A 24,032-nucleotide genomic window follows, 5' to 3' on the forward strand; every position below is an offset into this window, starting at 1 on the left:
CAAAGACTCAGGACACATCTCTATGTCTAATGTCAGTTTAATCTGACAACTTTTTGTGTCAACCTTAATTGACACCTGCGGCGGAGTCTCAGGGCTTGCGCGCTGTCAAACTGCGCGTCACGAACGACCGCTGCGGACGCCGGCTGCGGATGTCGGTAAACCCGGCGTCGGCGCATAACGCTTCGATCTCGGCAGCCGAGCGCGCGCGCCCGGTTTGCATCGCCAACGTATAGAAAGCGAAATAGACATCCCCTGCCCGGTCCGGTACCGCGCCGCCGCCCATTGGCTCGGAAATGATCAGCCGTCCGCCAGAGGGCAGAGCGGCATAGACCGACGCCAGCAGTGCTGCGACCGTCTCATCGCTGTGATCGTAGAGAACGCGGATCAGTGAAATCGCGTCAGCGCCCTGCGGCAGGGCACCGTCCCGAAACGAACCCGCACTCAGCGTGACCCGACCGCCCATGCCGGCGGCAGCAAAACGCGCAGTCGCCCCCGGGGTGACTTGTGGCAGGTCAAACAGAACCATCTCCATGTCCGGGTAGGCGTTGCCGACGGCCTCGAGAAATGCACCAGTACCGCCCCCCACATCCATCAGGCGCTGCACGCCTTTCAGTGACACCGCGCGCAACGTGTCTTCGGCCACAAGCCGCTGGCTTTGCGCCATCAGATCGGAATAGGTCGCCGCGACGTCAGGATCGATATCGCCGCGTGCTCCAAAAACATAAGGCCAGAATTCCGACAGCTCGGTGCGCTCTGGCCCGCGGAGCAATCTCACCGGATCAGCCAGATCAGCATAAAAGGCTTTGTGGTGCCGGATCACCGCCTCAAGCCCGGGCACACCCATCAGCGCCGCACCCTTGCGCGCCAGTGCAAAATCACCACGGCGGCGGCGGCGGATCAGGCCGAGGGCCGCCGCACCCTGAAGAAGGACAAGCATCTTTTCGGGCGCTATGCCGGTGGCACGGCCAAGGCTCTGCGCATCCTGCGCCCCGCCGCGCAAGCGCCGCAAGAGATCAAGCTCGACTACCGCCATCAATACCTGGCTCTGGACGAATCCCTGCACCACATCAAAAAGGGCCGCGCCATCGCGCCGCGCCTGCCCACGGGTGAGCGGGAAACGGCTCGCCCAGCTTTGAAAGCCCGGTCGGGCCACAAGGCGGTTCATCCAGCCCCCGCGCCATGCGGGCGCAGGACCGCTGGTCACATCTGACATTATTCAGCCGCCGTGACGTTGGGCGCAACCGGCGTCAGGCGCTCGGCATAGGCGCGCACCATCTCGGCCAGTTGTGCCTCGCCCGGGCAAGAGGGGATCGACGCGATTGCGCCGCCCAGAATATCCTTGAGCCTCAGGATCGCACCCTGCACGCCCAATTCGTTCACCGCGTTGGGCCGGCCGTGCAGGTCATCCTGCCCTCCGGGCTTGCCCAATGTGTCAGCGTCATAAAGCGCGTCGCGCAGATCGTCAGCGACCTGAAAGGCCTCACCGATGCGCGCGCCCAACTCGAACCATGGCTCGGCGTCCTGCCCCGCCGCGATCGCGCCCATCTGGGTGGCCGCAATGAACAGCGCACCAGTTTTGGCCTGATGGTATGCGGAAAGGTCAATTTCCGGCTCGCTCTCCCAACCCTGACCGGCACAGATACCGCCGGGCATACCGGTGCGCTGCGCCAGCGTCATGATCAGTTGCGCCACGCGCTCGGGTGCAGCGCACGACTGCCGCGCAAGAATTTCAAAGGCCAGCACAATGAGGCTGTCACCTGCCAGAACCGCCAAAGGCTCCGAATAGGCACGGTGAACAGACGGCTTGCCGCGCCGGATGTCGGCATCATCAAAGCAGGGCAGATCGTCGTGTACTAGGCTGGCACAGTGGATCAGTTCCAGCGCAGAGGCCGCAGCGTCTGAAAGCGCAGGACGGTCATCGCCACAGGCCAGTGCCACAGACATGCATATGGTTGGCCGGATCCGCGCGCCGCCCGGCGTTGTCGCATAAGACAGGGCATCTGCCAGTTTGGGAGGCACAGCGCCGCGCCCCTGCCCCACTGCAATCGCCTGTGAAACGGCTGCTTCGATTCGCGTACTCAAGCCCATGCAGTGATCCTTTTCGCCCAATATGTCCATTTTTCAGGACATCAATGTGTAAACTATACTGGACACTAACCACGCATGAGTCAATAATTGCATATGCATGTTTCGACGGCTCCCATCGTTCCGGACCGCGCCCGCGCAATCGTTATCGGCGCGGGCATCGCAGGGCTGAGCACAAGCCTCAGGCTCGCGTGTGCCGGAATGCAGGTGTCATTACTGGAGCGTCACGCCCACGCAGGCGGCAAGATCCGCACGGTGCCAAGTGATGCAGGGCCGGTCGATGCAGGCCCTACCGTGCTGACCATGCGCCATGTGTTTGACGATCTCTTCGCCGCCGCCGGCACAACCCTCGAAGACCATGTCACACTAATTCCGCAGGACATCCTCGCCCGCCATTTCTGGCCCGATGGCAGCAGCCTCGACCTTTATGCCGACATGCGTCGCTCCCTTCGCGCCATTGCTGGTTTTGCCGGGCCGAAGGCCGCTCAGGAATTTGCCAGCTTCAACGCCCGCACGCGCAACCTGTTTTCCGCTTTTGACAAACCGATGATGCAGGCCGCCAAACCGCGCCTTGCCGAATTGGTGATGCACGTGCTGCGCCAGCCCCGCCTGATCCCTGCGATGGACCCGACCCGCAGCCTCAGCCAAAGCCTCGCACGCCAGTTCAGCGACCCGCGTCTGGCACAACTCTTTGGCCGGTACGCCACCTACGTGGGTGGCAACCCGCAGTTCAGCCCGGCCCTGCTATCGCTGATCTGGCGCGCCGAAGCCTCGGGCGTCTGGGTCGTACAGGGCGGTATGCACAGGCTGGCAACGGCCGTCGCTGATCTGGCACAGCAAAAGGGCGTGGCACTTCACACCGACTGCCACGTCGAGGAAATTCTGTCGCGGCACGGTCACGCCTCGGGCGTACGCACCACCGCAGGCGACATTATCGAGGCCGACGCCATTGTTTACGCGGGCGACCCGCGCGCACTTGCAACGGGCGACCTCGGACCAGACCTCAGCGAGGTGGCGGCGCAAACCCGCAGCCTGCCACGGTCTCTCTCGGCACGGGTCTACAGCTTTGCTGCCGAGGTTTCGGGGCCGGAACTGTGCCATCACAACGTTTTCTTTGCCGCCGACCCGGCCGGCGAATTCACCGACCTCGCAGAGGGCCGCATCCCACGCGACCCGACCTTGTATCTCTGCGCCGAAGATCGCGGCCAGACCTCTTCTTCGCCACGCGTGGAACGTTTCGAGATTATCGCAAACGCGCCCGCCGACGACACAGACATCCCCCCGCAGGAGCTTTCTCAATGGCATCATCAGATCATGCAGAGGATGGCGGATTCGGGCGTGACCTTCACGCCGACACCGCAACTTCAGAACCTCACCACACCACAACAGTTCGCACGCCTGTTTCCGCAAAGTCTGGGCGCGCTTTACGGCCAGACACCGCACGGCATGACCGCCGCATTGAAACGCCCGACGGCCCGCACACAGATACCGGGCCTGTACCTCGCCGGCGGCGGAACGCATCCGGGAGCGGGGGTCCCGATGGCGACGCTCTCCGCCCGGCACGCGGCAGAGGCGATCTTGCACGACCTAACTTCAACATCGATGTCTCGCCCGATGGCTACGCATGGTGGTACGTCGACGGGCTAAGCGACTGCGGCACACGCGCGGTCTCCGTGATCGGGTTTATCGGGTCGGTGTTCTCGCCGTGGTACCGCTGGTCCGGTCGTCGGTGCCCGCAGGACAACGTCTGCATCAATGTCGCCACCTACGGGCCGGGAGGGCGGTTTACCATGACCGACCGGGGCCAGGCCGCCTTGCGCCAGACCGCCGCGCGGCTTCAGGTCGGCCCCTCGATGATGCGCTGGACCGACGGCGCACTGGTCATCGACTTCGACGAAATCTCCAGCCCGCCTCTCGTCAGCAGGATGCAGGGTCAAATCCGGCTCGTACCCGAAGCGCTGACAGAGGTCGAGCTGCCCCTCACCCCGGACGGCGCACACATCTGGCGCCCCTTCGCCCCGGTGGCGCGGATCGAGGTCGACATCGACCGGCCCGGTTGGAAGTGGCAAGGCGACGGCTACTTTGATGCCAATTTCGGCACGCGCGCGCTCGAAGAAGACTTCAGCTACTGGACGTGGGGCCGTTACCCCACCGCGGCCGGCGCCACATGCTTTTATGATGCGACCCGTCGGGACGGATCGGAACTGGCTGCAGGCTTCCGCTTCGGCTCGGACGGATCGGCTCAAACCATCAGCCTGCCACCCAAAGCGCCCCTGCGCCGCAGCCTCTGGGCCGTCAAACGCGAAACACGCGCAGATCCCGGTGCCACCGCGCGCCAAAGCCTCGCAATGCTCGATGCGCCCTTCTACACGCGGTCCGCCGTAACAACGCAACTGGATGGCGAGGTCACCACAGGCGTACACGAGGCGCTTGATTTGCGCCGCTTCAGGTCGCCGTTGCTCAAGCCGATGCTTGCAGTACGGGTCCCGCGCCGCCGCAACTGGAACTGGACCTGAGCCGCAAAGCCGCGCGGCCCGGCTCTATTCGAAATATTCAGAATGCGCGCGATGGATGGCATCGACTGTGTCATCAAGCCGTCCGAGGTGTTGCCGGACGACATCCGCCGCGCGGTTCGCGTCGCCCTCCCCGATTGCCGCCGCAAGCGTCTCGTGATCTGCCAAGAGCGTCTCTGCCTCGCTTGCGCGGCCCAGACTGAGCACACACAACCGGTCGACCTTGCGCTTGCACTGCTGAATCGTTTCAAACACCATCTTGTGACCGGCCAAAGTGCAGATCAACTTGTGAAACTCGTAATCCAGCCGGTGAAACTCTTCGGTGTCATGATCCGCAATCGCCTCTCTCTGGGCCGCGATGTTCACCGCAAGCTGCGCACCATCCGAACGCTTCCATGACGCACAGGCACTGCGCACCACCTCGATCTCTACCGCCAACCGGACAAACCGCGCATGGGCAATCCGCTCCATCGAAAAACCGCGCACCTTGGTCGCCTTCTGCGGACGAATCAGCAGCAGGTCCTGCGCCTCCAGCTTGTTGAAGGCGTCGCGCACCGGCTGGCGTGATACGCCAAACCGCTTTGCGATCTCTGCTTCTGACAACTTCGTCCCCGGCAGCATCTGCAACGACACAATGGCATTGAACAGCTCTTCAAATACCAGATCGGTGGTCGTGCGCCGTTCAAGGGTTTCCGCAATGTTTTGCATGGCTTGCCTTTATCTCGTCTTCTCTAGCAGCAGGCGTCCGCTCGAACCTGCATGAACGCCGGGTGAGTTTCTATCCTGCCGCGCGCTTTCTGCCAATGGCCAGCAGCGGTGCGAGGGATTGTCAGCTCCAGTCCCAAAAATAACCGTTGACATAACTGGTATACTAGTTGTCTAGTCTGCAATATCAACAAAAAATGCGCACACCGGCAATACGGGATGCACGGGGGAATACAGAAATCCATGACCGATACCGCTGGACACTCAGACAAACCGCTTTCTGGCAGGGTCGCTATCGTAACAGGCGGCGGACGCGACATCGGGCGTGCTTGCGTGATGCGCCTTGCCAAAGCCGGCGCCGCGGTGGCCATCAACTATCACAGCTCGTCCGAGGGCGCGGAAACGGCGGTTGCTGAAATCACGGCAGCAGGCGGGCGGGCGATTGCCGTACAGGGCGACATGACATCAGCCGCAGACGTCGGCGCGCTTGTCGCCAAGACCACGCAGGCCTTTGGCTCTACCATCGACATCCTCGTGCATGTCACGGGCGGTCTGGTCGCCCGCAAAACCATCGCAGAAATGGACATCGCCCACTGGGATCATGTGATGGCGTTGAACACAACGTCCTTTGTCCACGCCATCAAGAGCGCGCTCCCGCACATGACGCGGGGCGGCGCCATCGTCGGAATCGCCAGTCAGGCCGGACGTGACGGCGGCGGCCCCGGGGCTGTCGCCTATGCCGCCTCAAAGGGTGCCGTCATGACCATGACCCGCGGGCTGGCAAAAGAACTCGGCCCCGATATTCGCGTCAACTCGGTCTGCCCCGGCATGATCGATACCGACTTCCATAACGTCTTCACCAAGAACGAAGTGCGCAGCAACGTGGCACAGGCCACGCCGCTCAAACGCGAAGGCACATCCGAAGACGTGGCAAATCTCGTCGCCTATCTGGCGTCAGACGAGGCCGCTTTCATTACGGGCGCAAACATCGACATCAACGGAGGACTGATTTTCTCGTAAGCGATGTCGCCACCAAAACCGGACATTGTCCATCATTTCAGGGAGGAAGAAATGAACATAACTCTACAAAAATCGCTCATCGCCGCAGCGGTCGCTACGACCATGCTGGCAAGCACGGCCACCGCCGAAAACTGGCGCGGCTGGAACATCCACGCCGACGGATACCCCAACACTGTCGCCATGGATAAATTCGCCGAACTGATCGAAGCAAAGACAGGTGGCGAAGTCACGCTACAGATGTTCCACGGCGGGACACTGGGCAGCCAGCCTGACGCCGTTGAACAGGTGCGCGCAGGCGCGCTTGAAATCGGTAACTTCAACCTCGGTCCGATTGGCCCGATTGTCGCCGAAGCCAACGTGGTCTCCCTGCCGTTTATCTTCAAAGATGTGCCGCACATGTTCCGCGTCCTCGACAGCGATGGCGGTGCCGCGATTGCCGAGGGTATGGCCGCCAAAGGCCTGACACCGCTGGCGTGGTACGATGCCGGCGCCCGGTCCTTCTACAATGGCGAAAAGGCAATCAATACGCCTGCGGATGTTGAAGGTATGAAAGTCCGCGTGATGAACAACGACCTGTTCACCGGTATGATCGCTGAACTGGGCGGAAACCCGTCACCCATGGCCTTTGCCGAAGTCTACCAGGCGCTCAAGACCGGCGTGGTAGACGGTGCTGAAAACAACTGGCCTTCTTACGAATCCACGGGCCACTTCGAGGTCGCGGGCTACTACTCGTTGTCGCAACACCTGATCATTCCTGAATGTATCTGCGTCAACACCGAAGCCTTCAATGCGCTGTCGCCTGAAATGCAGGCCGCCGTCACCGAGGCCGCGCAGGAATCGGCAGCCCTGCAAAGAGAGCTTTGGGCCGCCCGCGAAGCCGCAAGCCGCGATGCGGTCGAAAAGGCCGGCGTCGTAGTGAACGAGGTCGCCGACAAGGCACCGTTCCAGGCCGCAATGGGCCCCGTCTACGAGGCATACTTCGAGACGAACCCAAGCCTGCGTCCACTGGTGGAAATGATCCAGGCGACAGACTGACCCAAAGCTGGTCTAAACGACTGTGAGTGTCCGGTTTCGGGACGACCGAAGCCGGACATTTTCGCACAGGAGACGCCCATGAAGGACCCCGACCGCCGCCCCTCGCCCGCGATAAAACGCATGTCCTCCCTGCTTGACGGCATTGCACGCATCTGCCGCCTGCTCACCGGCGTGGCACTCGTGGTACTGACCGTGATCTTTGGCTGGCTTGTCTTCGGCCGCTATGTGCTCAACGCCACGCCGACATGGGTTGAACAGGCCGCGCTGCTGCTGGTGATGCTGATCGCCTTTCTCGGGGCGGCGGTCGGTGTACACGACAACACGCACCTGTCGGTTTCGATCCTGCGCACAGCGGTGCCACCCCGCATCCGGCGCGTGTTCGTTGTGCTTTCGGATGTGATCATGGCGGGGTTTGGCGCGCTCATGCTGTGGTATGGCGCGCAACTCACGATGTTCAAGTGGGGCTCTCTTATCCCGCTCATCCAACTGCCCGAGGGCTTGCGGTCGTTGCCACTGACGATCGGCGGCGGGCTGATCCTGCTTTTTTCGATAGGCCACCTCATCCGCCTTTTCGCGGGTGTGGATGACCGTAAAGACAGCATTGAATAGGACCCGATCATGGGCATAGCGTTACTTCTCGGCATGTTTGCCCTCTGCGTGGTGATCGGCACTCCGGTCGCCTTTGCACTGGGCATCTCGGCCATCGTGGCCTTCTGGTACGAAGGTCTGCCCCTGATGATCGGGTTCCAGCGGATCATCTCCGGCATCAACGTCTTTGCGCTTATGGCGATCCCGTTTTTCATCTTTGCGGGCGAGTTGATGTTCCACGGCGGCATTGCGATGCGGCTGGTGCGGTTCGCGCAGGCCGCTGTCGGCGCCGTGCGCGGCGGGCTGGGCATCGTGAACGTGTTTTCGTCCATGCTGTTTGGCGGCATTTCCGGCTCTGCCATTGCCGATATCTCGGCACTTGGGTCGATCCTCGTGCCGGTGATGAAAGAGAAAGGTTACGACGCGGATTACGCCGTCAACGTCACGGTGACCTCCTCCATCGCAGGCATTATCATCCCGCCAAGCCACAACATGATCATCTTTGCCATTGCCGCAGGAGGCGGCATTTCCATTTCCAAGCTCTTTCTGGCCGGCGTCGTGCCGGGCATCCTGATGTGCATGTGCCTCGCCGCCGCAGCCTATATCGTTGCCGTCAAGCGCGGCTACAGCGCCGAAAAATTCCCCGGCTGGACCGCGCTCGCCATGGCCTTTTTCGGCGCCATTCCGGGCCTGATGACAGCAGTGATCATCGTGGGCGGCGTGCTGTCCGGCGTGTTCACCGTGACAGAATCCGGTGCGTTTGGCGCGATTTACGCCTTTGTGGTGACTTTGCTGGTCTACCGATCCATCACCTTCGACAAATTCCGCACAGCGGTACTGCAGTCCGTTCGCACGACGGCGATGGTCATGATCCTGATCGCCTGCGCGGGCGCTTTCGCCTACATGCTGACCTTCTACCAAGTGCCGATAAAAATGGTCGATCTGCTGACCGGGATGACGGAAAACCCGATCCTGATCCTACTAATGATCAACCTCGTACTTCTGGTGCTTGGCATGATCATGGATATGGCCGCGCTCATCCTGATTTGCACCCCGATCTTTCTGCCCGTGGCCAACACTCTGGGCATCGATCCTGTGCAGTTCGGTATGATCCTGCTGGTGAACCTCGGGCTGGGGCTGTGCACGCCGCCCGTGGGGTCGTGCCTCTTCGTCGGCTGCGCGGTCGGCAAACTGCCGATGGAAAAGGCCGTGCGCACCATATGGCCCTTCTACATCGCCATCCTGATTGCCCTGCTGCTGATTACATTCGTACCGGCGATTTCGCTGACGCTGCCGAACCTGCTGTTTGGATAGCCCTCCGGGCAGGCCTGCCGGACCACGTCGCTCCCAAAGTCAGGAACGTTGCTCCGGCGGGTTGCGCGCAGCTTCAGGGTTCAGCCGCCAAACACCTGCATTCAGCGCCGCCGCGATACTGACCCAGATCAGGTAAGGCACGAATAATACACCCGCCAGCGTGTCCACCTGCCAAAGCGCGACCATCGTGCTCAGCACCGCGAGCCACAAAAAACTGACCACGGCCATGCCCAGTCGAATATTCTGCAACCCAAAGAAAACAGGCGTCCACAGCCCGTTAAAGGCAATCTGCAAGGCCCAGAAGGCCAGCGCGATGCCGGCCCCTTCCAGCATTGCAACCCGCGCGCCCGCCACCGCAATGCAAAGGTACAGCACCATCCACGTGACAGGAAACACCCAGTCGGGTGGCGTGAACCACGGCTTGGCGAGGCCCCGATACCACGGGCCCGGCGGGAACAACCCACCGGTGACACCCGCCCCGAGGCAGGCCGCGAAAAAGATGCAGAACAATAACCAGAACATATCTCACCACTTAGGGGTGCGGCGCTACCCGGTCAAGCGGCCGCGCCGCGCTTCAAGCCCCGCAAGCACCGCCAGCAGGGTATCACTTCGCGCCGCATGCGGCGGACTATCGGCAGTGGCCGAGACCAGAAACTGGACTTCCGGCAAGGGCCGCGCATACAAAACGGCAGAGCGCGGCATGACCATGCTGGCCCCCGCCAGAACCATCGACTGGCTAAGCCATCCGAGCTTTTGCAGCTTGCTGGTCCGCGCACGCGCCGAAATCGAATCGTAGCCCATTGCCGTCAGCTGGCCGCCGATCCCCGCATAGATGTAGCGTGCCGCGTAAATGCCCGGACGGCATCCGCGCGGTAGCGCGCCCACACCCGCTTCAGACCGGATGTAGAGCCGATTTGCCTCCATCACCAGCCGCCGCACCATCGCGCGCACGGCCTTGGTCGGGCGCGGATCAGCCAGAAACGCCGCCTCACTCAGACCCGCCTCTTCCAGCCAGTCCAGCGGCAGGTAGATCCGCTGCTCGAGCGCATCCTCGCCGACATCGCGGGCAATGTTCGTCAACTGCATCGCGACACCCAGATCGCAGGCGCGCGCCAGCGCATCAGCATCGCGCACCCGCATCAGGACGCACATCATCGCCCCCACGGCAGAGGCAACACGGGCCGAGTATTCCTTGACCTGCGACAGCGTGCGATAGCGCCGCGCCTCGGCGTCCCACGCCAGTCCCTCCAGCAACGCATCCGGCAGGGCGCGTGGCATCTCGAACCCTTCGACGATCGCGGCAAAGGCGCGGTCCGTCGGCGCATTGCGGGGCCGCCCCTCATACACCAGATCAAGTCGGTCGCGCAGCATCAGCACCGACGACACCTTGTCCTGCTTCAGATCGACCTCGTCATCCGCGAGCCGGCAAAAGGCATAAAGCGCAAGGGCCGGGTCGCGCACCTCTGCCGGCAACAGTTTTGACGCCGCATGAAACGACAAAGAGCCGTGCCGGATCGCCTCGCGGCAATGCTCCAGATCGCCCGGCGCGATCATTCCGCCGCCTCGCGCACCGTATCCGCCGCGGCGGGCTGTGCGTCGGCTACCAGTGTTGCAAGTACTTCTGCCGTAGATATCACGCCCGGCACACCCGCTCCGGGATGCGTGCCCGCCCCAACCAGATAAAGCCCCTTGGCCTCTTCAGAGACGTTATGCGGGCGGAACCACGCGCTTTGCAAAATGCGCGGCTCGATGGAAAACCCCGCCCCCATCGGGCTGAGGTATCGGTCCCGAAAAGTCTCCGGTGTAAAGACGACCTCGGTGCCGATCTTCTCTGTCACACCGGGCAAAAGCTGCTCTTCGAGCACCTTGAGCATCTTGGCCTTGTAAACCGACTCTTCGTGTTGCCAGTCCACGCCATTGTCATGGCCCAGATGCGGTACCGGGCTGAGCACATAAAAGGTATCGTCGCCGTCGGGGGCGACCGACGGGTCAGTCACCGACGGGCGATGCACGTACAGGCTCATGTCATCGGACAGACGGCCCTTGATAAAGATATCCTTCAACAGCCCCTTGTAGCGCGGACCATTCAGTATCGTATGGTGGCCGACATCGCGCCACATGTCCGACGTGCCCTTGGTCCCGAAGTACCAGACAAACAAGCTCATGGAATAGCGCGTCCGCGAAAGCCGCGCCGGCGTCCAGCGCCGTTTGGTATGGTTGCGCAACAGCCGGGTGTAGGTGTGCCCGGCGTCGGCGTTCGAGACGACGACATCCGCCCCCATCACCAGCCCGCTGGCCAGACGTACCCCCGCCGCGGCGCCATCTTTGATCAGCACCTCATCGACCTCGGTGTTCATCATCACCGCGCCACCCTGATCCTCGATAACAGCGGTCATGGCCGCGGCCATTCCGGCCACGCCGCCCATGGCGTAATGCACGCCGAATTCCTTTTCCAGATAGGCAACCAGAATGTACATCGAGGTCACGTGCAAAGGATCGCCGCCGATAAACAACGGGTGGAACGACAGCGCCATGCGCAGCCGCTCGTCTTTGACCCGTGACGCAGCGTGGGCATAGACCGACCGGTCGGCCCGCAAGCGCACAAACGTCGGCAACACTTTGATCAGCTCCCACAGCTGGTGCATCGACCGGCGCCCGAGGTCTTCGAAGCCGAACCAGTAGCGCTTTGCACTGTCGTCGAGAAACTTGTCAAAGCCCTTCACGTCACCGGGGCTCAGCCGTGCCACCTCGGCGCGCAGCTTCTCCGTGTCCTGCTGGGCAACGAACCGTGTGCCGTCCGGCCAGCGAATCTCGTAGAACGGATCCAGCGACTTGAGAGTGATATCCTGATCAAAGTCGCGCCCGCAGGCCGCCCAGAGATCGCGGTAAAGCTGCGGGACCGTCACGATCGTGGGGCCCAGATCAAACCGGTGCCCGTCTTGCCAGATCGCCGATCCGCGGCCGCCAGGTGTGTCCAGCTTGTCAATTACCGTGACACGGTAGCCCTTGGCGCCCAGCCTCATGGCCGCCGCAAGACCGCCTAGCCCCGCGCCAATGACAATGGCATGCGGACGGTCTGCACCGCCCAAAGAGATCGGATCAACACGGGTCATCATTCCCTTACAGTAATTGTGTCTAGTTAACTTGACAATTACGATCTTTCATTTTGGCACAATTAGTGTCAGACTAAGTTGACACTTTGGGAAATTCTTGTGCGCGCATGACCCCGACACCGATTATTACCATCAGCTTTTTCCGCTTTGCGCGGTGGCCTGCCCGTGTCTGGGCGCTGGCCATGATGGGCGCGGCGCGACTCGCCCTGCCCCGCGTGCCCGGTATCGGGTTCTGGAAGCTCTGCGGCTCCGGCACAGGCGAAGGATTCACGCCGCTGCCCAATACCGCCGTCTACGCCGTGCTGGCGGCATGGCCAGACGCGGAAACCGCACGAAAACAGACCCTTCAGGCCGATATTTTCAAACGCTACCGTGCACATGCCGACGAGGATTGGACAGTCATTCTCGAAACTGCTTCCGCGCGCGGCGCATGGTCGGGACAAGCGTTTTTTCCCACCGGACGCACGCTCTCCGGCCCACTCGCCGCACTCACCCGCGCCACTGTCAAACCGGGTGTCGCTGCAAAATTCTGGGGCCGTGTGCCGGACATCAGCCGCATGATCGGCGCCGATCCCAACGTCGCCTTCAAAATCGGGATCGGCGAGGTACCGCTTTTGCATCAGGTTACCTTCTCGATCTGGCCCGACACCGCCGCCATGGCCCGCTTTGCGCGCCAGAACGGCCCCCATGCCGCCGCCATCAAGGCCGTGCGCGACGGCAACTGGTTTTCCGAAGAACTCTATGCCCGCTTCGCCATCCTCGACGAACACGGCACCTGGGAGGGCGCAAGCCCCCTTGATACGTTGAAAGTCCCTGCATGAAGACGCCATTTCCCTTCTCCGCCATCGTCGGCCAGCACGAGATGAAACAGGCCATGGTCCTGACGGCTGTTGACCCCGGCATCGGCGGCGTTCTGGTGTTCGGCGACCGCGGCACCGGCAAGTCCACCGCCGTGCGGGCACTGGCCGCGTTGCTGCCGCAGATTACCGTGGTGGAAAGCTGCCCCGTCAACAGCGCAACCTCCGCAGAAAGCCCGGAATGGGTTGAGTTAGGGTCGAAAAAGCGGGTAAAACGCGCCACCCCTGTCATTGATCTGCCGCTCGGCGCGACCGAAGACAGAGTTGTCGGCGCGCTGGACATCGAACGCGCGCTGACCCGCGGTGAAAAGGCGTTCGAACCGGGTTTGCTGGCCCGTGCCAACCGCGGCTATCTTTATATCGACGAGGTTAACCTGCTCGAAGACCACATTGTCGATCTGTTGCTCGACGTGGCCCAATCCGGCGAAAACGTGGTCGAGCGTGAAGGACTGTCGATCCGGCACCCTGCCCGTTTTGTACTGGTCGGTTCCGGAAATCCGGAGGAAGGCGAGCTGCGCCCCCAACTGCTCGACCGATTCGGCCTGTCGGTCGAGGTGCGCTCGCCGCAGGATGTGGCCGAACGGGTAGAAGTGATCAAACGCCGCGACGCGTTCGAGTCCGATTTCGACGCCTTCATGGCCCGCCATCAGGCCGATGATGCGCAGATTCGCGACCAGATTCTGAAGGCCCGCAAGCGGCTGCCCAAGATAAAGACGCCCGACAGCGTTCTGGAAGATTGCGCAGCACTCTGCATCGCACTTGGTTCGGACGGGCTGCGCGGCGAGTTGACCCTGTTGCGCACCGCCCGCGCACTGGCCGCATATGATGGCGCGCGTTCCGTGACGCGGGACCACCTGCGCGCCATAGCACCCTCTGCCCTGTCGCACCGGCTGCGCCGCGATCCGCTGGACGAAGCAGGTTCTGGCGCCCGCGTGGCACGAATCTGCACCGAGGTTCTGGGGTGAGCGCCGATCCCAGCGGCTGGGACCGCGCCGCAAGCGCGCTCCGGCTGCTGCTCTGCGCCCCCGACGCTCTTGGCGGCGCGGTGATCCGTATGCGCGCCGGCCCGGCACGCGACCGCGCGGTTGCAGCTCTCTCTCCGCTGGCCCCCCGCAAGGTGCACCCGACAATATCCGACGATCAACTCTTCGGCGGCCTTGATCTCGCTGCCACATTGGAGAGCGGTCAAGTCATTGAAAATAAATCATTTTTTCATAGCAAATGCACGATCCTTCTTACCATGGCGGAACGCTGCGGGCCAGAGCTTGCCGCCAAGCTGTCACAACAGCTTGATACCCAGGCGGGTCATGCGGTCATCGCGCTGGACGAAGGCGCGGAGCCGGACGAGGCGGTGCCCGCCCCGCTTGCCGAACGTCTCGCCTTTCACATCGCCCCCGAGGGGCGGATGCCCGCAGACTGGCCTGAAATCGCCCCTGTCCCCGCGGGGACAGACCTCCGGACAGTCGCCGTCGCGGCGCGGGACATCGACACGCTTGTTTCGCTTGCCGCGGCGTTTGGCATCGACAGCCTGCGCGCGCCGCTGTTGGCGCTGGCGGCGGCGCGAACACACGCGGCACTCGCAGGCCGCACCGGCCTGACACCTGAAGATCTGCAAATGGCCGCCGGGCTGGTTTATCCGCACCGCGCAACACACCTGCCCGAAGCCCCGCCAGAAGAGGCGGAAGAGCCCCCTGCCCCGCCGGAGGACGCACCGGAGGACAACGCGCAAGACGCCGGCACACAGGAATTGCCCGAAGGCGATATGATCGTCGAGGCGGTGCGGGCGCTCCTGCCCGACAACCTGCTCAGCGGCCTTGTCCCCGCGGGGACAAACCGGGGGACAGGCGGCAATGGCGCGGGACAAAAGCGCAAAGGCAACCGGCGCGGCCGCCCCCTGCCCTCGCGCCCCGGCAAGCTCGACGGCACCGCGCGTCTCGATCTGGTGGCGACGCTGCGCGCGGCTGCCCCGTGGCAGCCCATTCGAAGAAAATCTGTCCCCGCGGGGACACCCGTGGGGACAGGCCTTTTGATCAGACCCTCGGACATCCGGCTCAAGCGGTATCAGGAACAATCCGACCGGTTGCTGATCTTCGCGGTGGACGCCTCCGGCTCTGCGGCGATGGCACGCCTGAACGAGGCCAAGGGGGCCGTTGAGATGCTGCTGGGCGAAGCCTACGCCGCCCGCGACCATGTTGCGCTGATCGCATTTCGCGGCACCGGCGCCGAGGTGCTGCTGCCGCCCACGCGCAGCCTTGTCCAGACCAAGCGGCGGCTGGCGTCCCTGCCGGGCGGCGGTGGCACGCCTCTGGCCGCAGGGCTGCGGGATGCGGCCCTGCTCGCGCTGCAAAGCCGCGCCAAGGGGCTGACCCCCACGGTGGTCCTGCTGACCGACGGGCGGGCCAATATAGCCCTCGACGGCCAGCCGAACCGCGCCGATGCCGGACGCGACGCCGACGCAATGGCAGATGTCCTGCGGGCCGACGGCATCGCAGCGCTTGTCATCGATATGTCCAATCGCCCACAAGAGCCGCTCAGAGCGCTTGCAGCGCGCCTTGACGCGCCGTACCTCGCCATGCCCCGCGCAGACGCGCAAAGGCTCTCAGGGGCCGTCTCTGCGGCTCTCAGCGCCTAGCCGATGCGCTGGCCACCCCCTGCAGACTGGCCGAACGCCGAGTTGTCCCGGCAGATCCTGTGCCCGCCGCACCGCTGGCACGTGCAGGAAACCGGCTCGGGCGACACTGTGCTGTTGCTGCACGGCGCCGGGGGCAGCACCCATTCCTTTCGCGGTGTGATCCCGCTGCTGGCAGCACGGTTTCACGTCGTCGCCATCGACCTGCCCGGACAGGGTTTTACCCAACTGGGCGCACGGCACCGCTGCGGGCTTCAGGCCATGACAGAAGATGTGGAAAAGCTTTGCGCCCACCAAGGCTGGAAGCCAAACGCAATCATCGGCCATTCCGCCGGGGGCGCTCTGGCGTTGCGGCTGTCGCAACGGCTTTTGTCCCCGCGGGGACAGGTGCCCAAAGTGGTGGGTATCAACCCCGCGCTCGACCACTTCGAAGGCATTGCCGGCGTGCTTTTCCCGGCCTTGGCCAAGCTGCTGGCGGCTGTGCCGTTCACGGCTCAGGTGTTCTCCAGAGTGTCAAAAAGCAGGGATCGGGTTCAGGCTCTGATCAATAGTACAGGCTCTGAATTAGACTATGACGGCATCACCCTCTACCAGCGACTGGTCAGCGACCGGAACCATGCTGACGCGACCTTGCTGATGATGGCCCACTGGGATCTGGAAAAGCTGTTGGCCGATCTGGCATCTGTCCCCGCGGGGACACTTTTTATCGTCGGGGACAACGACGGCACGGTGCCGCCCAAAGTAGCCGACAAGGCCGCGGCAAAGATGCCGGATGCGCGCGTGATCCACTTGCCCGGACTGGGCCACCTCGCGCACGAAGAAGCGCCCGACGTGGTGGTCGGGCGCATTCTGGAATTCCTGTCCGAATAATCAGTCTTTCAGCGCATCGAGAAACGCCCGCGCGGCCACTTCCAGCCGCCGCGGATCGACTGCGCCAAAGTCCTGCGCCATCTGCACCTCGAACTTGCCGTTCGAGGCGGTGCAACGCGCTGTCCCCTCGGGGCGGTTCAGCTTGATCGTCGTGCGCGCCGAGGTTCTGGCGGGCGCGGGTTTCGCCGGCTTTGGCGTCGTGGCACCGGTGCTGATTGCCCGCCGCAACAGCTGCAACTCTGTCGCTGCATCCCGGTCGGGATGCCCTTCGAGAAGCGCGCGCAACTGCCCGGCAAACCGGGGCTGCGTGTCCATAAGTTTGACCAGACTGAGGCCGGTGGCGCGCGGGATCGCCTCGGGGTGCTTCAGCACCGGCCCCAGCGCCTTGAGCAGGTAGGAAAAATGCCGGATGTAGCTGCGCTTTTGACGGCCCGCCGACGCATAGAGCACATCCACCGGATCACCGCCGTGGCCGATCGTCGTGCCGATCTGGTCGGCATAGGACATCGCAAGCTGTGCCATCTCGGCAAAGGAAATGTCGCGGCGCACGAGGTTTTCATCCACCATGCGACGGTAAAGCTGCTCCAGCTGCGCGCCGCGGGCCTGCAACGTGGCGGGGATGCGGGCATAAATCGGATCACCCGTTTCAGCCAGCAGTTCGCGGTAAGCGCTCAGACGGCGGAACCCCTGAATAAGTTCGTAGCCGTCTTCGACCTCTTCCACATGGATTGGGTTGCTGAGACCCACAGCGCGGATCGACGCCTTTAGCTCATCCAGATCCGGGTCGCGTTCTGCCGCACGGTCGCGGATCAGCTTGCCCGCACGCACCCTGTCCAGCGCGACACGGTCGACGATCTGGCCATTCTTTTTCAGCGCGACATACTCGTGGGCAAGCCGGTCGTTTTCCGCACGGATCGCGGCTTCGGCCTGCTGCCGTTCTCCCAAGGCGTCCGCGTTCTCGGCGATGGCTGCCGCCATGGGGCCGCGGCGGGTTTCTGGGGCAGGGGCCGGATCTGTCCCCGCGGGGACAGACGTGTCATCAAAATCGATATCGAATACGCGACGCTTGCTCATGCCTCAGCCTCCAGCTTGTCCCAGGCCGCGCCCAGATGGGTGCGGAATTCTTCATAGGCCTGATCGAAACTCGCGCGCGCGCGCCGCCATGTCTCGCGGGTCATGTCGCGGTAGTCGATCTCGTAGATGGACGACAGGAACCGGCCTGATTGCTCTACCGCGCGCGTCATCTCAATGGGGTGTTCGGCGACCCTATCACCCCAGACCTTGACGAAGGCTGATTGCATCGCACGGTGCAGATCGTTGTTGGGTTCAAAGCGGGTGAGCAGGAACCGCAGGTCGAGAAACGACTTTGGCAGGTTCATTGTCCCCGCGGGGACAAGCCCGGAAAAACGGCTGAGATCTTCCAGCGCCTCGGACAACTGCCCGATAAACGAGGTCGTGCTGTCGTATTCCCAGTATCCGGGGCCGGAGGGGATATACAGCATGTCGGCGGCAAAGACCGCGTTCATCGACTGGTAGCCGATGGCGGGCGGGCAGTCGAACAGCACCAGATCGTAGGCATCCGCCGGTAACTGGTCGAGAAACCGCGACACGGCGGCAAAGAATGACCACTCGGGGTTCATATGGCGGTACTGTGCCGAAGCGAACTCGACAAAGGCCGCGTTTGCGCAGGACGGGACGATGTCGATGGTGGGCCAGTTGGTCGGCTTGATGAAATCGGCCGCGCGCAGATCGGCAAGCCCCATATCGGTGATCGACGCGGGCAAGCGGCGCTGGGGCAGGGTGGTACCGCTTTCGGCACCTTGCGCGGCGGTGTTCATCCGCTCCGTTTCGGCTGCGAGGTCACGCGCCATGATGCCCCAGACGGTATATTCTTCGGCCACGTCCGACAGCCCCATGGAATGGCTGAGCGTCGCCTGCGGGTCGAAATCGACACAGAGCACGCGGTATCCGTCAAGTGCTGCGGCATGGGCAAAATGCAGCGCGACGGTGGATTTCCCGGCACCCCCTTTGAAATTGGCGATCGCGGCGCGCATCGCGCGTTTCCCCGCAGGGCGATAAGGCATCAGCGACCGGCGGTTGACCTTCAGGCGGCGGCGCAACTCGTTGATCTCGTCCAGCGAGTACCAGCGCTGGCGGCCATCTTCCTCGACCTGGCCTTGGGGCAGGGTAGGATCAGCCGCGAGACGCCCGCGCATCGTCGACTGGTTCACTTTGAAGATCAGCTCGGCCACTTCCCAGCTGGAGAACCGGCGCAGCGTCTTTTCATTCTGCGGACTGTAGGTCTGCTGACGGATGAACCCCTGCATCTTGAGCGATTGCGCCTGCAACTGCGCGAGGTCCTTGTGAGTGAACCGGTCGGGCCGATCCGGGCTAAGATCGTTCATACACTGCTCTCTTTCTGGCCACTTGTCCGAGGCCTGTTGCTTTTCTGTCCCCGCGGGGACGCAAATTCTGCCTTTTTCAAGATTTACGCTGATTTTGCAAAAAACGCAAAAGAGAATATCATTCGAATGAGACGTCCAGCCAAGACAGGAACCACGTTGAAACCCAAGGGAATGACGCACAGCGGTGATTCTGCCAGCGGCCCGTGTCCCCGCGGGGACAGACCTATGGCACACCACCAGATATTGGGGGACACTTTGCGTGCGCCTGCTGCCGATTGGGGGACAAAAGCCGCTTATTAGGGGACACACTGTACGTCCCCCAATACCAGATATACCTGTTTTTCAAATCAGGATTGGGGCGGAATGAGTCTGGTTTTGACGCCGCCGCACAGCCCGGACTTGACAGAATCGTCGAATTGGACGCAAATCACCCCACAGGCCGAAAAAGCGCTGAGTTCACGGCGCAGGCCGGACGAGAGGCTGGAAAACCAGCCCAACCGAGGCGGCATTGGCCCTGTTGGGTCACGTGCATCATAAAATTAGGGCAGGATATGCACTCCACGAAACTGGTGGGTCGGGCAGCCGCTGCGCGCAAGTATGATCTTTTGACCGCACTGGGCGCTTATGCGCTGGCGCAAGACAAACACGATCAGCGCCGCGTGCTGAGACTGATGACCCTGATCACGGCAAGATATAACTGGGCGCGCGACGAACTCGCCGTGGGCCAGCGCGAGATTGCGCGGCTCTGGTCGGTTGACGAACGTACCGTGAAACGCGAGATGGCGCTGCTGCGCGCGCGCGCGTGGCTGGTGGTTACCCGACAAGGGGCACGCGGGCGCGTGACCGAATACAGCCTGAATGTGTCAGAGATCTTAAAACATACGCAACCGTACTGGCCTGCGGTGGGCTCTGACTTTGAGTTGCGCATGGGGACCGAAGACGCGCCCAAGGTGGTTGCCCTGCCAGTGCGCGGCGATGCGGTTCCGGCGCCCGATCTGAGCAGTGGCAGCGAATGGGTGCTGGCGCAGGCCCTTTTGCACGCAGAAGATGCGGGCAGCTATGCTTCGTGGATCGCGGCGTTGCATCGCGAGGCCCGCGCAGGAAGTTGCCTGACGCTGCGCGCACCGTCGCGGTTTCATGCCGCTTATGTCCAGTCGCATCTGGCGCGGCGGGTGCTGTCGGCGGTGCAGGAGATCGACGCGCAGGTGGCAGAAATCCGGATTGTTGCGCCGTGATGTTCGCCATCGCCACGGCGCCGGCGTTCCTTTTCGCCATTGCGGCGGCCTGGCTTGCGTTCTGGGTGCTGAACATCGCCCGCGATCTGCGTCCGGTTCCGGCGCTGGTCAGTGCGATGACGATACTCGTCTTGGTGCAACTGGGTCTGGCCCTTGTAACGCTGGGACTGACCGAGCAGAACCGCATCGGGCGTTTTGCCTGCCTGTCGGGCAGCTTGGGGATGTTTGTCAATGCAGGCCTGTTCGCGCTGGAGGCTGTTGCTTTGTCCGGTGTTGCGCTTTTTGCCCGTGCGCGGCTTGCGCGCGTGGGTGGTGCCAAACTGCCCATTGCGATGGTGCTTGTCAGTTGGCTGGCGGCTGTGATCCACATGCGGTCTGCATTGCTGTGCACGGTATAAGCACAAGTGATTGCCGGTTGCGCGCGACCTGCCTAGGATCGGCCCGAACGACGTGAAAGGGATGCGAAATGATCGAAGAACCAAAAAAGCTGACAATAAAGCGCCCGGACCGTCGGCCCACTGACGCCCAAATCGCCGCGTTTCAGGGGGTGCCGACAGGGTTTGTCGTGGATGCGATGTATGGAACCGGCGCGCTTGCACCCGAAGTGTCGTGGGTCGGGGCAGGGCAGGGGGCTGCGCCGCATGTGGCTGGACCGGCGCTGACCGTCGACAACCGGCCCAGCGATATACTGGCACTGCTCGCGGCGCTTGAGTTCATCCGCAAAGGGGATGTGGTGGTCAATGCCTTTGCCGGTTTTCAGGGGTGTGCAGCGGCAGGCGACCGGGTGAGCGGCATGATGAAGAACTGCGGCGCGGCAGGCTTTGTCACCGACGGCCCGATGCGTGACCTGTCAGGGATCATGGCGGTGGGCCTGCCGTCGTGGTGCACGGGGCTGAACCCGAACTCGCCTTTTGGCACCGGTCCGGGCAAGGTTGGCCTGCCCGTCAACATCGCGGGCCAGCGGGTCGAAACCGGTGACATGATCGTGGCAGATGCGGACGGGGTGGTTGTGGTGCCTTTCGCGCAGGTCGCGGCCGTAAGCGCGCGGATTGCCGAGGTGGCGGCGCTGGAGCACGCGCTGGATGCCGAAGTCGACGCGGGGTTGTCGGTGCCGGAGGATATCAAGGAAGTGATCCAGAGTGACGACGTTACATGGATCCGCTGATTTTAAGAGCAGGGGGCGGCGTAATGTCCGACGGGTCGACCAACAGGCCGTCGATGACTGAACCCAGCAGTTGCGTTCTGCTGTTGACGCCGGCCTTGCGATAAATCGCGTTATTTTGCGATTTTACCGTGCCGGGTGTGGTTTGCCTGATCTCGGCAATTTCCGAGACGCTCATCCCTTTGACGGTCAGCAGGGCAACCTCGCGTTCTGCGTCGCTGAGGTGCCATGCGTCGAATTGCAAGGACAGCATTTCAAAAAATTCGCCCTGTGCCGAGCGCAAAAGGCGCTTGTCGTCGTCGTGCCGTTTGCGGACGTGACGGTAGCTGCGCCAGATCAGTAAACCCCCCACAACAAAGCCGAAGAGTGTCACAAGGGCGATGATCTCGTGCACGATCCAGCTGGCGCTGAACAGGTAGTAGCCGGTTATCTCGCCCGCCAGTTCGGTCAGAAAGGTCAGGGCTGAGAGGCCGTAGAGAATGGCCCCGGCCAGAAAGCCGGGGTCGCGGGGGCGATACGTCACGACGAGCGCCCCGACGGGCCGAAACGATTAGTCATCGCCTTCGCTATCGCTATCGCCGCTGTCGCTTTCTCCATCGCTGTCACTGTCGCTTTCTCCATCGCTATCGCTTTCCCCGTCGCTGTCGCTCTCTCCATCGCTGTCGGATTCATCGGAGTCACTTTCATCGCTTTCGTCACCCTCGTCGCTGTCATCTTCGTCTGAGTCGTCTTCATCAGACTCGTCCGCGTCGTCCTCTTCATCGGCTTCGTCGAGGTCGTCCTCGTCATCCTCATCGTCGTCGTCCTCGTCGTCATACTCAGTTCGGTCGCGTACGACGGTGCCATCCTTGCCAAGGACAATTTCGCGTTCGATGCCGGGTCCTTCGGCTTCAAAGCGAAGGTTGCCAAAGAGCGTGCGGCTAATCTCGATCCTCTCGAAGCCTTCTTTGCCCAGCATGTCGATGATATCCTGCTTTGTGTTCTGCGCCAGCGCCGTTGTCGCCATAAGCGAAAACGTCGTGGTGAGCGCGACGGTCTTAAACTGCATGGGGGTACCCTTTTATGAATGGAAACTGCCTGCATGGTGACAGCCCGAGCATGGGTTTAGGAATATAACTTTGGATGAAATGGGGCAAAACGATCCAAAGGAGCATTCCGTTTGGCGCGCCGCTGACCGAGCCTGCAGAGGATCAGGCAAGACCGCGAGAGGACACATATGATTGAGCAAACAAAGTATCAGAAACTCTTTTCCACGCCGCTGATCCGCTTTGCGGTGCCGGACAGTGCGGTCTTGAATGCCGCGCTGCTGATGGAGGGGGAGCGTTTGCGGCAAGGTGGCGCCAGTGCCACCAAGTCAAACCGGGGCGGGTGGCATTCGCAGGGCAATCTTTTTGACGACCGCGCCCCGGCGTTTCGGCAGGTGCGGGACGCGGCGCAGGACGCGGTGGAGCAGGTCACAAAGAAGGTGAACAGCGCATTCGATCCGGAGCGGTTTCACCTGAAACTCTTTGCGTGGATGAATGCCAATCCGCTGGGGGGGTACAACGCGCCGCACACCCATCCCGGTGCGCATTGGTCGGGTGTTTACTACGTCTCGCAGCCGGACGTCTCTGACGGATCGGGCGGCAAGATCGAATTTCTCGACCCGCGCAGCGATCTTCCACACTGGAAGCTGTTGGAGGCCTCCACCTTTCGCAACAAGTTTTCCCTGCGGCCGAACGCCGGTGAACTGATCGTATTTCCGTCCTACCTGATGCATTGGGTGCATCCGAACGAGGCCGAAGAAGACCGCGTGACCATCGCGTTCAATGCGACCTTTCGGAAGCGAAAAACCTAGCCGTCGGGCCGGTTTTTAACGCGCAAAAAAAACGCCGCGGCCCGTGAAGGACCGCGGCGCAATTCTGTACGCTTTGAAGTTTAGCTGTCGCCGGCTTCGGGGCTGACGGTTGCAAGGTAGGCAGCAACGTCTTCGCCACCTTTGCGCAGCTTGTAGGCCATTTTGGATTTGGCTTTGCTGTCGTCGAGGTATTCGCGCAGGAAAGCGCGCGGGTCAGCGACGTAAGTGGCCAGTTGCTCTTGATCCCAGATGAGGCCAGCTTCGCCTGCGGCGACGAGGTCATCACCGTATTTGAACCCGTCCTGGATGCCGGCCTGACGGCCAACGATGCCATAAAGGTTCGGACCAACCTTGCCACCCTTCTGGATCTCGTCACCGGCGTCAGAGACGATCATGTGGCATGACTTGCACTTGTTGAAGGCTTTCTCGCCCTCTGCGGGGTCACCGATCAGGTGGCCATCTGCAAAAGCGGGGGCTGCGGCAAAGCCCATGGCGATCAGCGTAGCGAATGTACGGGTCATCGTAATCTCCTATATTGCTCGGCCCATAACGTAGAGCATCGTGCCCAGAGTCAACAGTCACGAAGCAGCGAGGACGTTAAAATCATCCAGTAATGTCACAGGGCTGGTTTCCGTGTGACGCGGCCCCTGCAAGCTGTTGAAGT

25 protein-coding genes are annotated in these 24,032 nt (G+C 62.3%); 14 read left to right on the forward strand and 11 right to left on the reverse strand.

Going from position 1 to position 24,032, the window contains the following annotated elements:
• Positions 1–88: 88 nt before the first annotated feature.
• Both AC2D8V_RS19225 and AC2D8V_RS19230 read right to left on the reverse strand, forming a co-directional pair.
• Positions 89–1,213: a methyltransferase gene (locus AC2D8V_RS19225; RefSeq protein ID WP_484735219.1), complete on the reverse strand. Its 1,125-nt coding sequence runs from the start codon at positions 1,211–1,213 to the stop codon at positions 89–91.
• Positions 1,213–2,088, reverse strand: coding sequence for a polyprenyl synthetase family protein (locus AC2D8V_RS19230; RefSeq protein WP_484735220.1), 876 nt, complete (start codon positions 2,086–2,088; stop codon positions 1,213–1,215). The genes AC2D8V_RS19225 and AC2D8V_RS19230 overlap by 1 nt, the downstream gene beginning before the upstream one ends.
• Positions 2,089–2,181: 93 nt before the next feature.
• On the opposite strand from AC2D8V_RS19230, the gene crtD reads away from it, so the two are divergent.
• Together crtD and crtC are read left to right on the forward strand one after the other, a co-directional pair.
• Complete coding sequence (crtD, locus tag AC2D8V_RS19235; protein WP_484735221.1) at positions 2,182–3,732, forward strand: 1-hydroxycarotenoid 3,4-desaturase CrtD; 1,551 nt, start codon at positions 2,182–2,184, stop codon at positions 3,730–3,732.
• Between the two features lie 26 nt (positions 3,733–3,758).
• Positions 3,759–4,601: a carotenoid 1,2-hydratase gene (crtC, locus tag AC2D8V_RS19240; RefSeq protein WP_484735222.1), complete on the forward strand. Its 843-nt coding sequence runs from the start codon at positions 3,759–3,761 to the stop codon at positions 4,599–4,601.
• Between the two features lie 24 nt (positions 4,602–4,625).
• Here the strand turns inward: crtC and AC2D8V_RS19245 are convergent, their stop codons facing one another.
• Positions 4,626–5,306: a GntR family transcriptional regulator gene (locus tag AC2D8V_RS19245; protein ID WP_484735223.1), complete on the reverse strand. Its 681-nt coding sequence runs from the start codon at positions 5,304–5,306 to the stop codon at positions 4,626–4,628.
• A 240-nt stretch (positions 5,307–5,546) separates the two neighbouring features.
• Between AC2D8V_RS19245 and AC2D8V_RS19250 the strand changes: the two genes are divergently transcribed.
• The 4 genes from AC2D8V_RS19250 to AC2D8V_RS19265 all read left to right on the forward strand — a co-directional run bounded on the left by AC2D8V_RS19250 (position 5,547) and on the right by AC2D8V_RS19265 (position 9,260).
• Positions 5,547–6,323, forward strand: coding sequence for an SDR family NAD(P)-dependent oxidoreductase (locus tag AC2D8V_RS19250; protein ID WP_484735224.1), 777 nt, complete (start codon positions 5,547–5,549; stop codon positions 6,321–6,323).
• Between the two features lie 51 nt (positions 6,324–6,374).
• On the forward strand, positions 6,375–7,358 hold the full coding sequence (locus tag AC2D8V_RS19255; protein WP_484735225.1) for a TRAP transporter substrate-binding protein: 984 nt from the start codon (positions 6,375–6,377) through the stop codon (positions 7,356–7,358).
• Between the two features lie 78 nt (positions 7,359–7,436).
• On the forward strand, positions 7,437–7,967 hold the full coding sequence (locus AC2D8V_RS19260) for a TRAP transporter small permease (RefSeq protein ID WP_484735226.1): 531 nt from the start codon (positions 7,437–7,439) through the stop codon (positions 7,965–7,967).
• A 9-nt stretch (positions 7,968–7,976) separates the two neighbouring features.
• Complete coding sequence (locus AC2D8V_RS19265) at positions 7,977–9,260, forward strand: TRAP transporter large permease (protein WP_484735227.1); 1,284 nt, start codon at positions 7,977–7,979, stop codon at positions 9,258–9,260.
• 39 nt (positions 9,261–9,299) lie between these two features.
• Here the strand turns inward: AC2D8V_RS19265 and tspO are convergent, their stop codons facing one another.
• From tspO to AC2D8V_RS19280, 3 genes are read right to left on the reverse strand one after another with little or no spacing between them, the layout of a single operon-like run.
• Complete coding sequence (tspO, locus tag AC2D8V_RS19270) at positions 9,300–9,782, reverse strand: tryptophan-rich sensory protein TspO (RefSeq protein ID WP_484735228.1); 483 nt, start codon at positions 9,780–9,782, stop codon at positions 9,300–9,302.
• A 24-nt stretch (positions 9,783–9,806) separates the two neighbouring features.
• Positions 9,807–10,814: a 15-cis-phytoene synthase gene (gene crtB, locus AC2D8V_RS19275; RefSeq protein ID WP_484735229.1), complete on the reverse strand. Its 1,008-nt coding sequence runs from the start codon at positions 10,812–10,814 to the stop codon at positions 9,807–9,809.
• Entirely contained in the window at positions 10,811–12,376 is a 1,566-nt protein-coding gene (locus AC2D8V_RS19280) for a phytoene desaturase (protein WP_484735230.1), read from the reverse strand. Before AC2D8V_RS19280 ends, crtB begins: the two co-directional genes overlap by 4 nt.
• A 104-nt stretch (positions 12,377–12,480) precedes the next feature.
• Between AC2D8V_RS19280 and crtA the strand changes: the two genes are divergently transcribed.
• The 4 genes from crtA to bchO are packed head-to-tail and all read left to right on the forward strand — an operon-like array spanning position 12,481 to position 16,729.
• Complete coding sequence (crtA, locus tag AC2D8V_RS19285) at positions 12,481–13,194, forward strand: spheroidene monooxygenase (RefSeq protein ID WP_484735231.1); 714 nt, start codon at positions 12,481–12,483, stop codon at positions 13,192–13,194.
• On the forward strand, positions 13,191–14,195 hold the full coding sequence (gene bchI, locus AC2D8V_RS19290; protein WP_484735232.1) for a magnesium chelatase ATPase subunit I: 1,005 nt from the start codon (positions 13,191–13,193) through the stop codon (positions 14,193–14,195). The genes crtA and bchI overlap by 4 nt, the downstream gene beginning before the upstream one ends.
• Positions 14,192–15,862, forward strand: coding sequence for a magnesium chelatase subunit D (locus tag AC2D8V_RS19295; protein ID WP_484735233.1), 1,671 nt, complete (start codon positions 14,192–14,194; stop codon positions 15,860–15,862). The genes bchI and AC2D8V_RS19295 overlap by 4 nt, the downstream gene beginning before the upstream one ends.
• Before the next feature lie 3 nt (positions 15,863–15,865).
• On the forward strand, positions 15,866–16,729 hold the full coding sequence (gene bchO, locus AC2D8V_RS19300) for an alpha/beta fold hydrolase BchO (RefSeq protein WP_484735234.1): 864 nt from the start codon (positions 15,866–15,868) through the stop codon (positions 16,727–16,729).
• On the opposite strand, the gene AC2D8V_RS19305 is transcribed toward bchO, so the two are convergent.
• The gene (locus tag AC2D8V_RS19305; protein WP_484735235.1) at positions 16,730–17,803 is read right to left on the reverse strand and encodes a ParB/RepB/Spo0J family partition protein; all 1,074 of its coding nucleotides are present in this window, start codon (positions 17,801–17,803) and stop codon (positions 16,730–16,732) included.
• Positions 17,800–19,134 carry an AAA family ATPase gene (locus AC2D8V_RS19310; protein ID WP_484735236.1) on the reverse strand — a complete coding sequence of 445 codons (1,335 nt, stop codon included), beginning with the start codon at positions 19,132–19,134 and terminating at the stop codon, positions 17,800–17,802. Before AC2D8V_RS19310 ends, AC2D8V_RS19305 begins: the two co-directional genes overlap by 4 nt.
• A 551-nt stretch (positions 19,135–19,685) precedes the next feature.
• On the opposite strand from AC2D8V_RS19310, the gene AC2D8V_RS19315 reads away from it, so the two are divergent.
• The 3 genes from AC2D8V_RS19315 to AC2D8V_RS19325 all read left to right on the forward strand — a co-directional run bounded on the left by AC2D8V_RS19315 (position 19,686) and on the right by AC2D8V_RS19325 (position 21,534).
• Positions 19,686–20,369 carry a hypothetical protein gene (locus AC2D8V_RS19315; protein WP_484735237.1) on the forward strand — a complete coding sequence of 228 codons (684 nt, stop codon included), beginning with the start codon at positions 19,686–19,688 and terminating at the stop codon, positions 20,367–20,369.
• Positions 20,369–20,767: a hypothetical protein gene (locus AC2D8V_RS19320; protein ID WP_484735238.1), complete on the forward strand. Its 399-nt coding sequence runs from the start codon at positions 20,369–20,371 to the stop codon at positions 20,765–20,767. Before AC2D8V_RS19315 ends, AC2D8V_RS19320 begins: the two co-directional genes overlap by 1 nt.
• Before the next feature lie 68 nt (positions 20,768–20,835).
• Positions 20,836–21,534 (forward strand): RraA family protein, encoded by a 699-nt coding sequence (locus AC2D8V_RS19325; protein WP_484735239.1) that lies wholly within the window; start codon positions 20,836–20,838, stop codon positions 21,532–21,534.
• Here AC2D8V_RS19325 and AC2D8V_RS19330 read toward each other — a convergent pair.
• Positions 21,518–22,054, reverse strand: coding sequence for a helix-turn-helix transcriptional regulator (locus AC2D8V_RS19330; RefSeq protein ID WP_484735240.1), 537 nt, complete (start codon positions 22,052–22,054; stop codon positions 21,518–21,520). The two genes, AC2D8V_RS19325 and AC2D8V_RS19330, sit on opposite strands and share 17 nt — an antisense overlap.
• Before the next feature lie 27 nt (positions 22,055–22,081).
• Complete coding sequence (locus AC2D8V_RS19335; RefSeq protein WP_484735241.1) at positions 22,082–22,579, reverse strand: hypothetical protein; 498 nt, start codon at positions 22,577–22,579, stop codon at positions 22,082–22,084.
• Positions 22,580–22,747: 168 nt separating this feature from the next.
• Between AC2D8V_RS19335 and AC2D8V_RS19340 the strand changes: the two genes are divergently transcribed.
• Complete coding sequence (locus tag AC2D8V_RS19340; protein ID WP_484735242.1) at positions 22,748–23,368, forward strand: 2OG-Fe(II) oxygenase family protein; 621 nt, start codon at positions 22,748–22,750, stop codon at positions 23,366–23,368.
• Between the two features lie 80 nt (positions 23,369–23,448).
• Here the strand turns inward: AC2D8V_RS19340 and AC2D8V_RS19345 are convergent, their stop codons facing one another.
• Positions 23,449–23,889 (reverse strand): c-type cytochrome, encoded by a 441-nt coding sequence (locus AC2D8V_RS19345; RefSeq protein ID WP_484735243.1) that lies wholly within the window; start codon positions 23,887–23,889, stop codon positions 23,449–23,451.
• Positions 23,890–24,032 lie beyond the last annotated feature (143 nt).

Source organism: Roseobacter sp. YIN89 (assembly GCF_057219365.1).

Bases quoted from the DNA above. Each gene is read 5' to 3' on its own strand.
- AC2D8V_RS19260 (WP_484735226.1), top strand. From the start codon at position 7,437: ATGAAGGACCCCGACCGCCGCCCCTCGCCCGCGATAAAACGCATGTCC.
- crtD (WP_484735221.1), top strand. From the start codon at position 2,182: ATGCATGTTTCGACGGCTCCCATCGTTCCGGACCGCGCCCGCGCAATC.
- AC2D8V_RS19335 (WP_484735241.1), bottom strand. From the start codon at position 22,579: ATGCAGTTTAAGACCGTCGCGCTCACCACGACGTTTTCGCTTATGGCG.
- bchO (WP_484735234.1), top strand. From the start codon at position 15,866: ATGCGCTGGCCACCCCCTGCAGACTGGCCGAACGCCGAGTTGTCCCGG.
- AC2D8V_RS19255 (WP_484735225.1), top strand. From the start codon at position 6,375: ATGAACATAACTCTACAAAAATCGCTCATCGCCGCAGCGGTCGCTACG.
- AC2D8V_RS19280 (WP_484735230.1), bottom strand. From the start codon at position 12,376: ATGATGACCCGTGTTGATCCGATCTCTTTGGGCGGTGCAGACCGTCCG.
- AC2D8V_RS19345 (WP_484735243.1), bottom strand. From the start codon at position 23,889: ATGACCCGTACATTCGCTACGCTGATCGCCATGGGCTTTGCCGCAGCC.
- tspO (WP_484735228.1), bottom strand. From the start codon at position 9,782: ATGTTCTGGTTATTGTTCTGCATCTTTTTCGCGGCCTGCCTCGGGGCG.
- AC2D8V_RS19310 (WP_484735236.1), bottom strand. From the start codon at position 19,134: ATGAACGATCTTAGCCCGGATCGGCCCGACCGGTTCACTCACAAGGAC.
- crtA (WP_484735231.1), top strand. From the start codon at position 12,481: ATGACCCCGACACCGATTATTACCATCAGCTTTTTCCGCTTTGCGCGG.
- AC2D8V_RS19245 (WP_484735223.1), bottom strand. From the start codon at position 5,306: ATGCAAAACATTGCGGAAACCCTTGAACGGCGCACGACCACCGATCTG.
- AC2D8V_RS19230 (WP_484735220.1), bottom strand. From the start codon at position 2,088: ATGGGCTTGAGTACGCGAATCGAAGCAGCCGTTTCACAGGCGATTGCA.
- AC2D8V_RS19250 (WP_484735224.1), top strand. From the start codon at position 5,547: ATGACCGATACCGCTGGACACTCAGACAAACCGCTTTCTGGCAGGGTC.
- AC2D8V_RS19225 (WP_484735219.1), bottom strand. From the start codon at position 1,213: ATGTCAGATGTGACCAGCGGTCCTGCGCCCGCATGGCGCGGGGGCTGG.
- AC2D8V_RS19305 (WP_484735235.1), bottom strand. From the start codon at position 17,803: ATGAGCAAGCGTCGCGTATTCGATATCGATTTTGATGACACGTCTGTC.
- AC2D8V_RS19315 (WP_484735237.1), top strand. From the start codon at position 19,686: ATGCACTCCACGAAACTGGTGGGTCGGGCAGCCGCTGCGCGCAAGTAT.
- AC2D8V_RS19325 (WP_484735239.1), top strand. From the start codon at position 20,836: ATGATCGAAGAACCAAAAAAGCTGACAATAAAGCGCCCGGACCGTCGG.
- AC2D8V_RS19320 (WP_484735238.1), top strand. From the start codon at position 20,369: ATGTTCGCCATCGCCACGGCGCCGGCGTTCCTTTTCGCCATTGCGGCG.
- AC2D8V_RS19340 (WP_484735242.1), top strand. From the start codon at position 22,748: ATGATTGAGCAAACAAAGTATCAGAAACTCTTTTCCACGCCGCTGATC.
- crtB (WP_484735229.1), bottom strand. From the start codon at position 10,814: ATGATCGCGCCGGGCGATCTGGAGCATTGCCGCGAGGCGATCCGGCAC.
- bchI (WP_484735232.1), top strand. From the start codon at position 13,191: ATGAAGACGCCATTTCCCTTCTCCGCCATCGTCGGCCAGCACGAGATG.
- AC2D8V_RS19265 (WP_484735227.1), top strand. From the start codon at position 7,977: ATGGGCATAGCGTTACTTCTCGGCATGTTTGCCCTCTGCGTGGTGATC.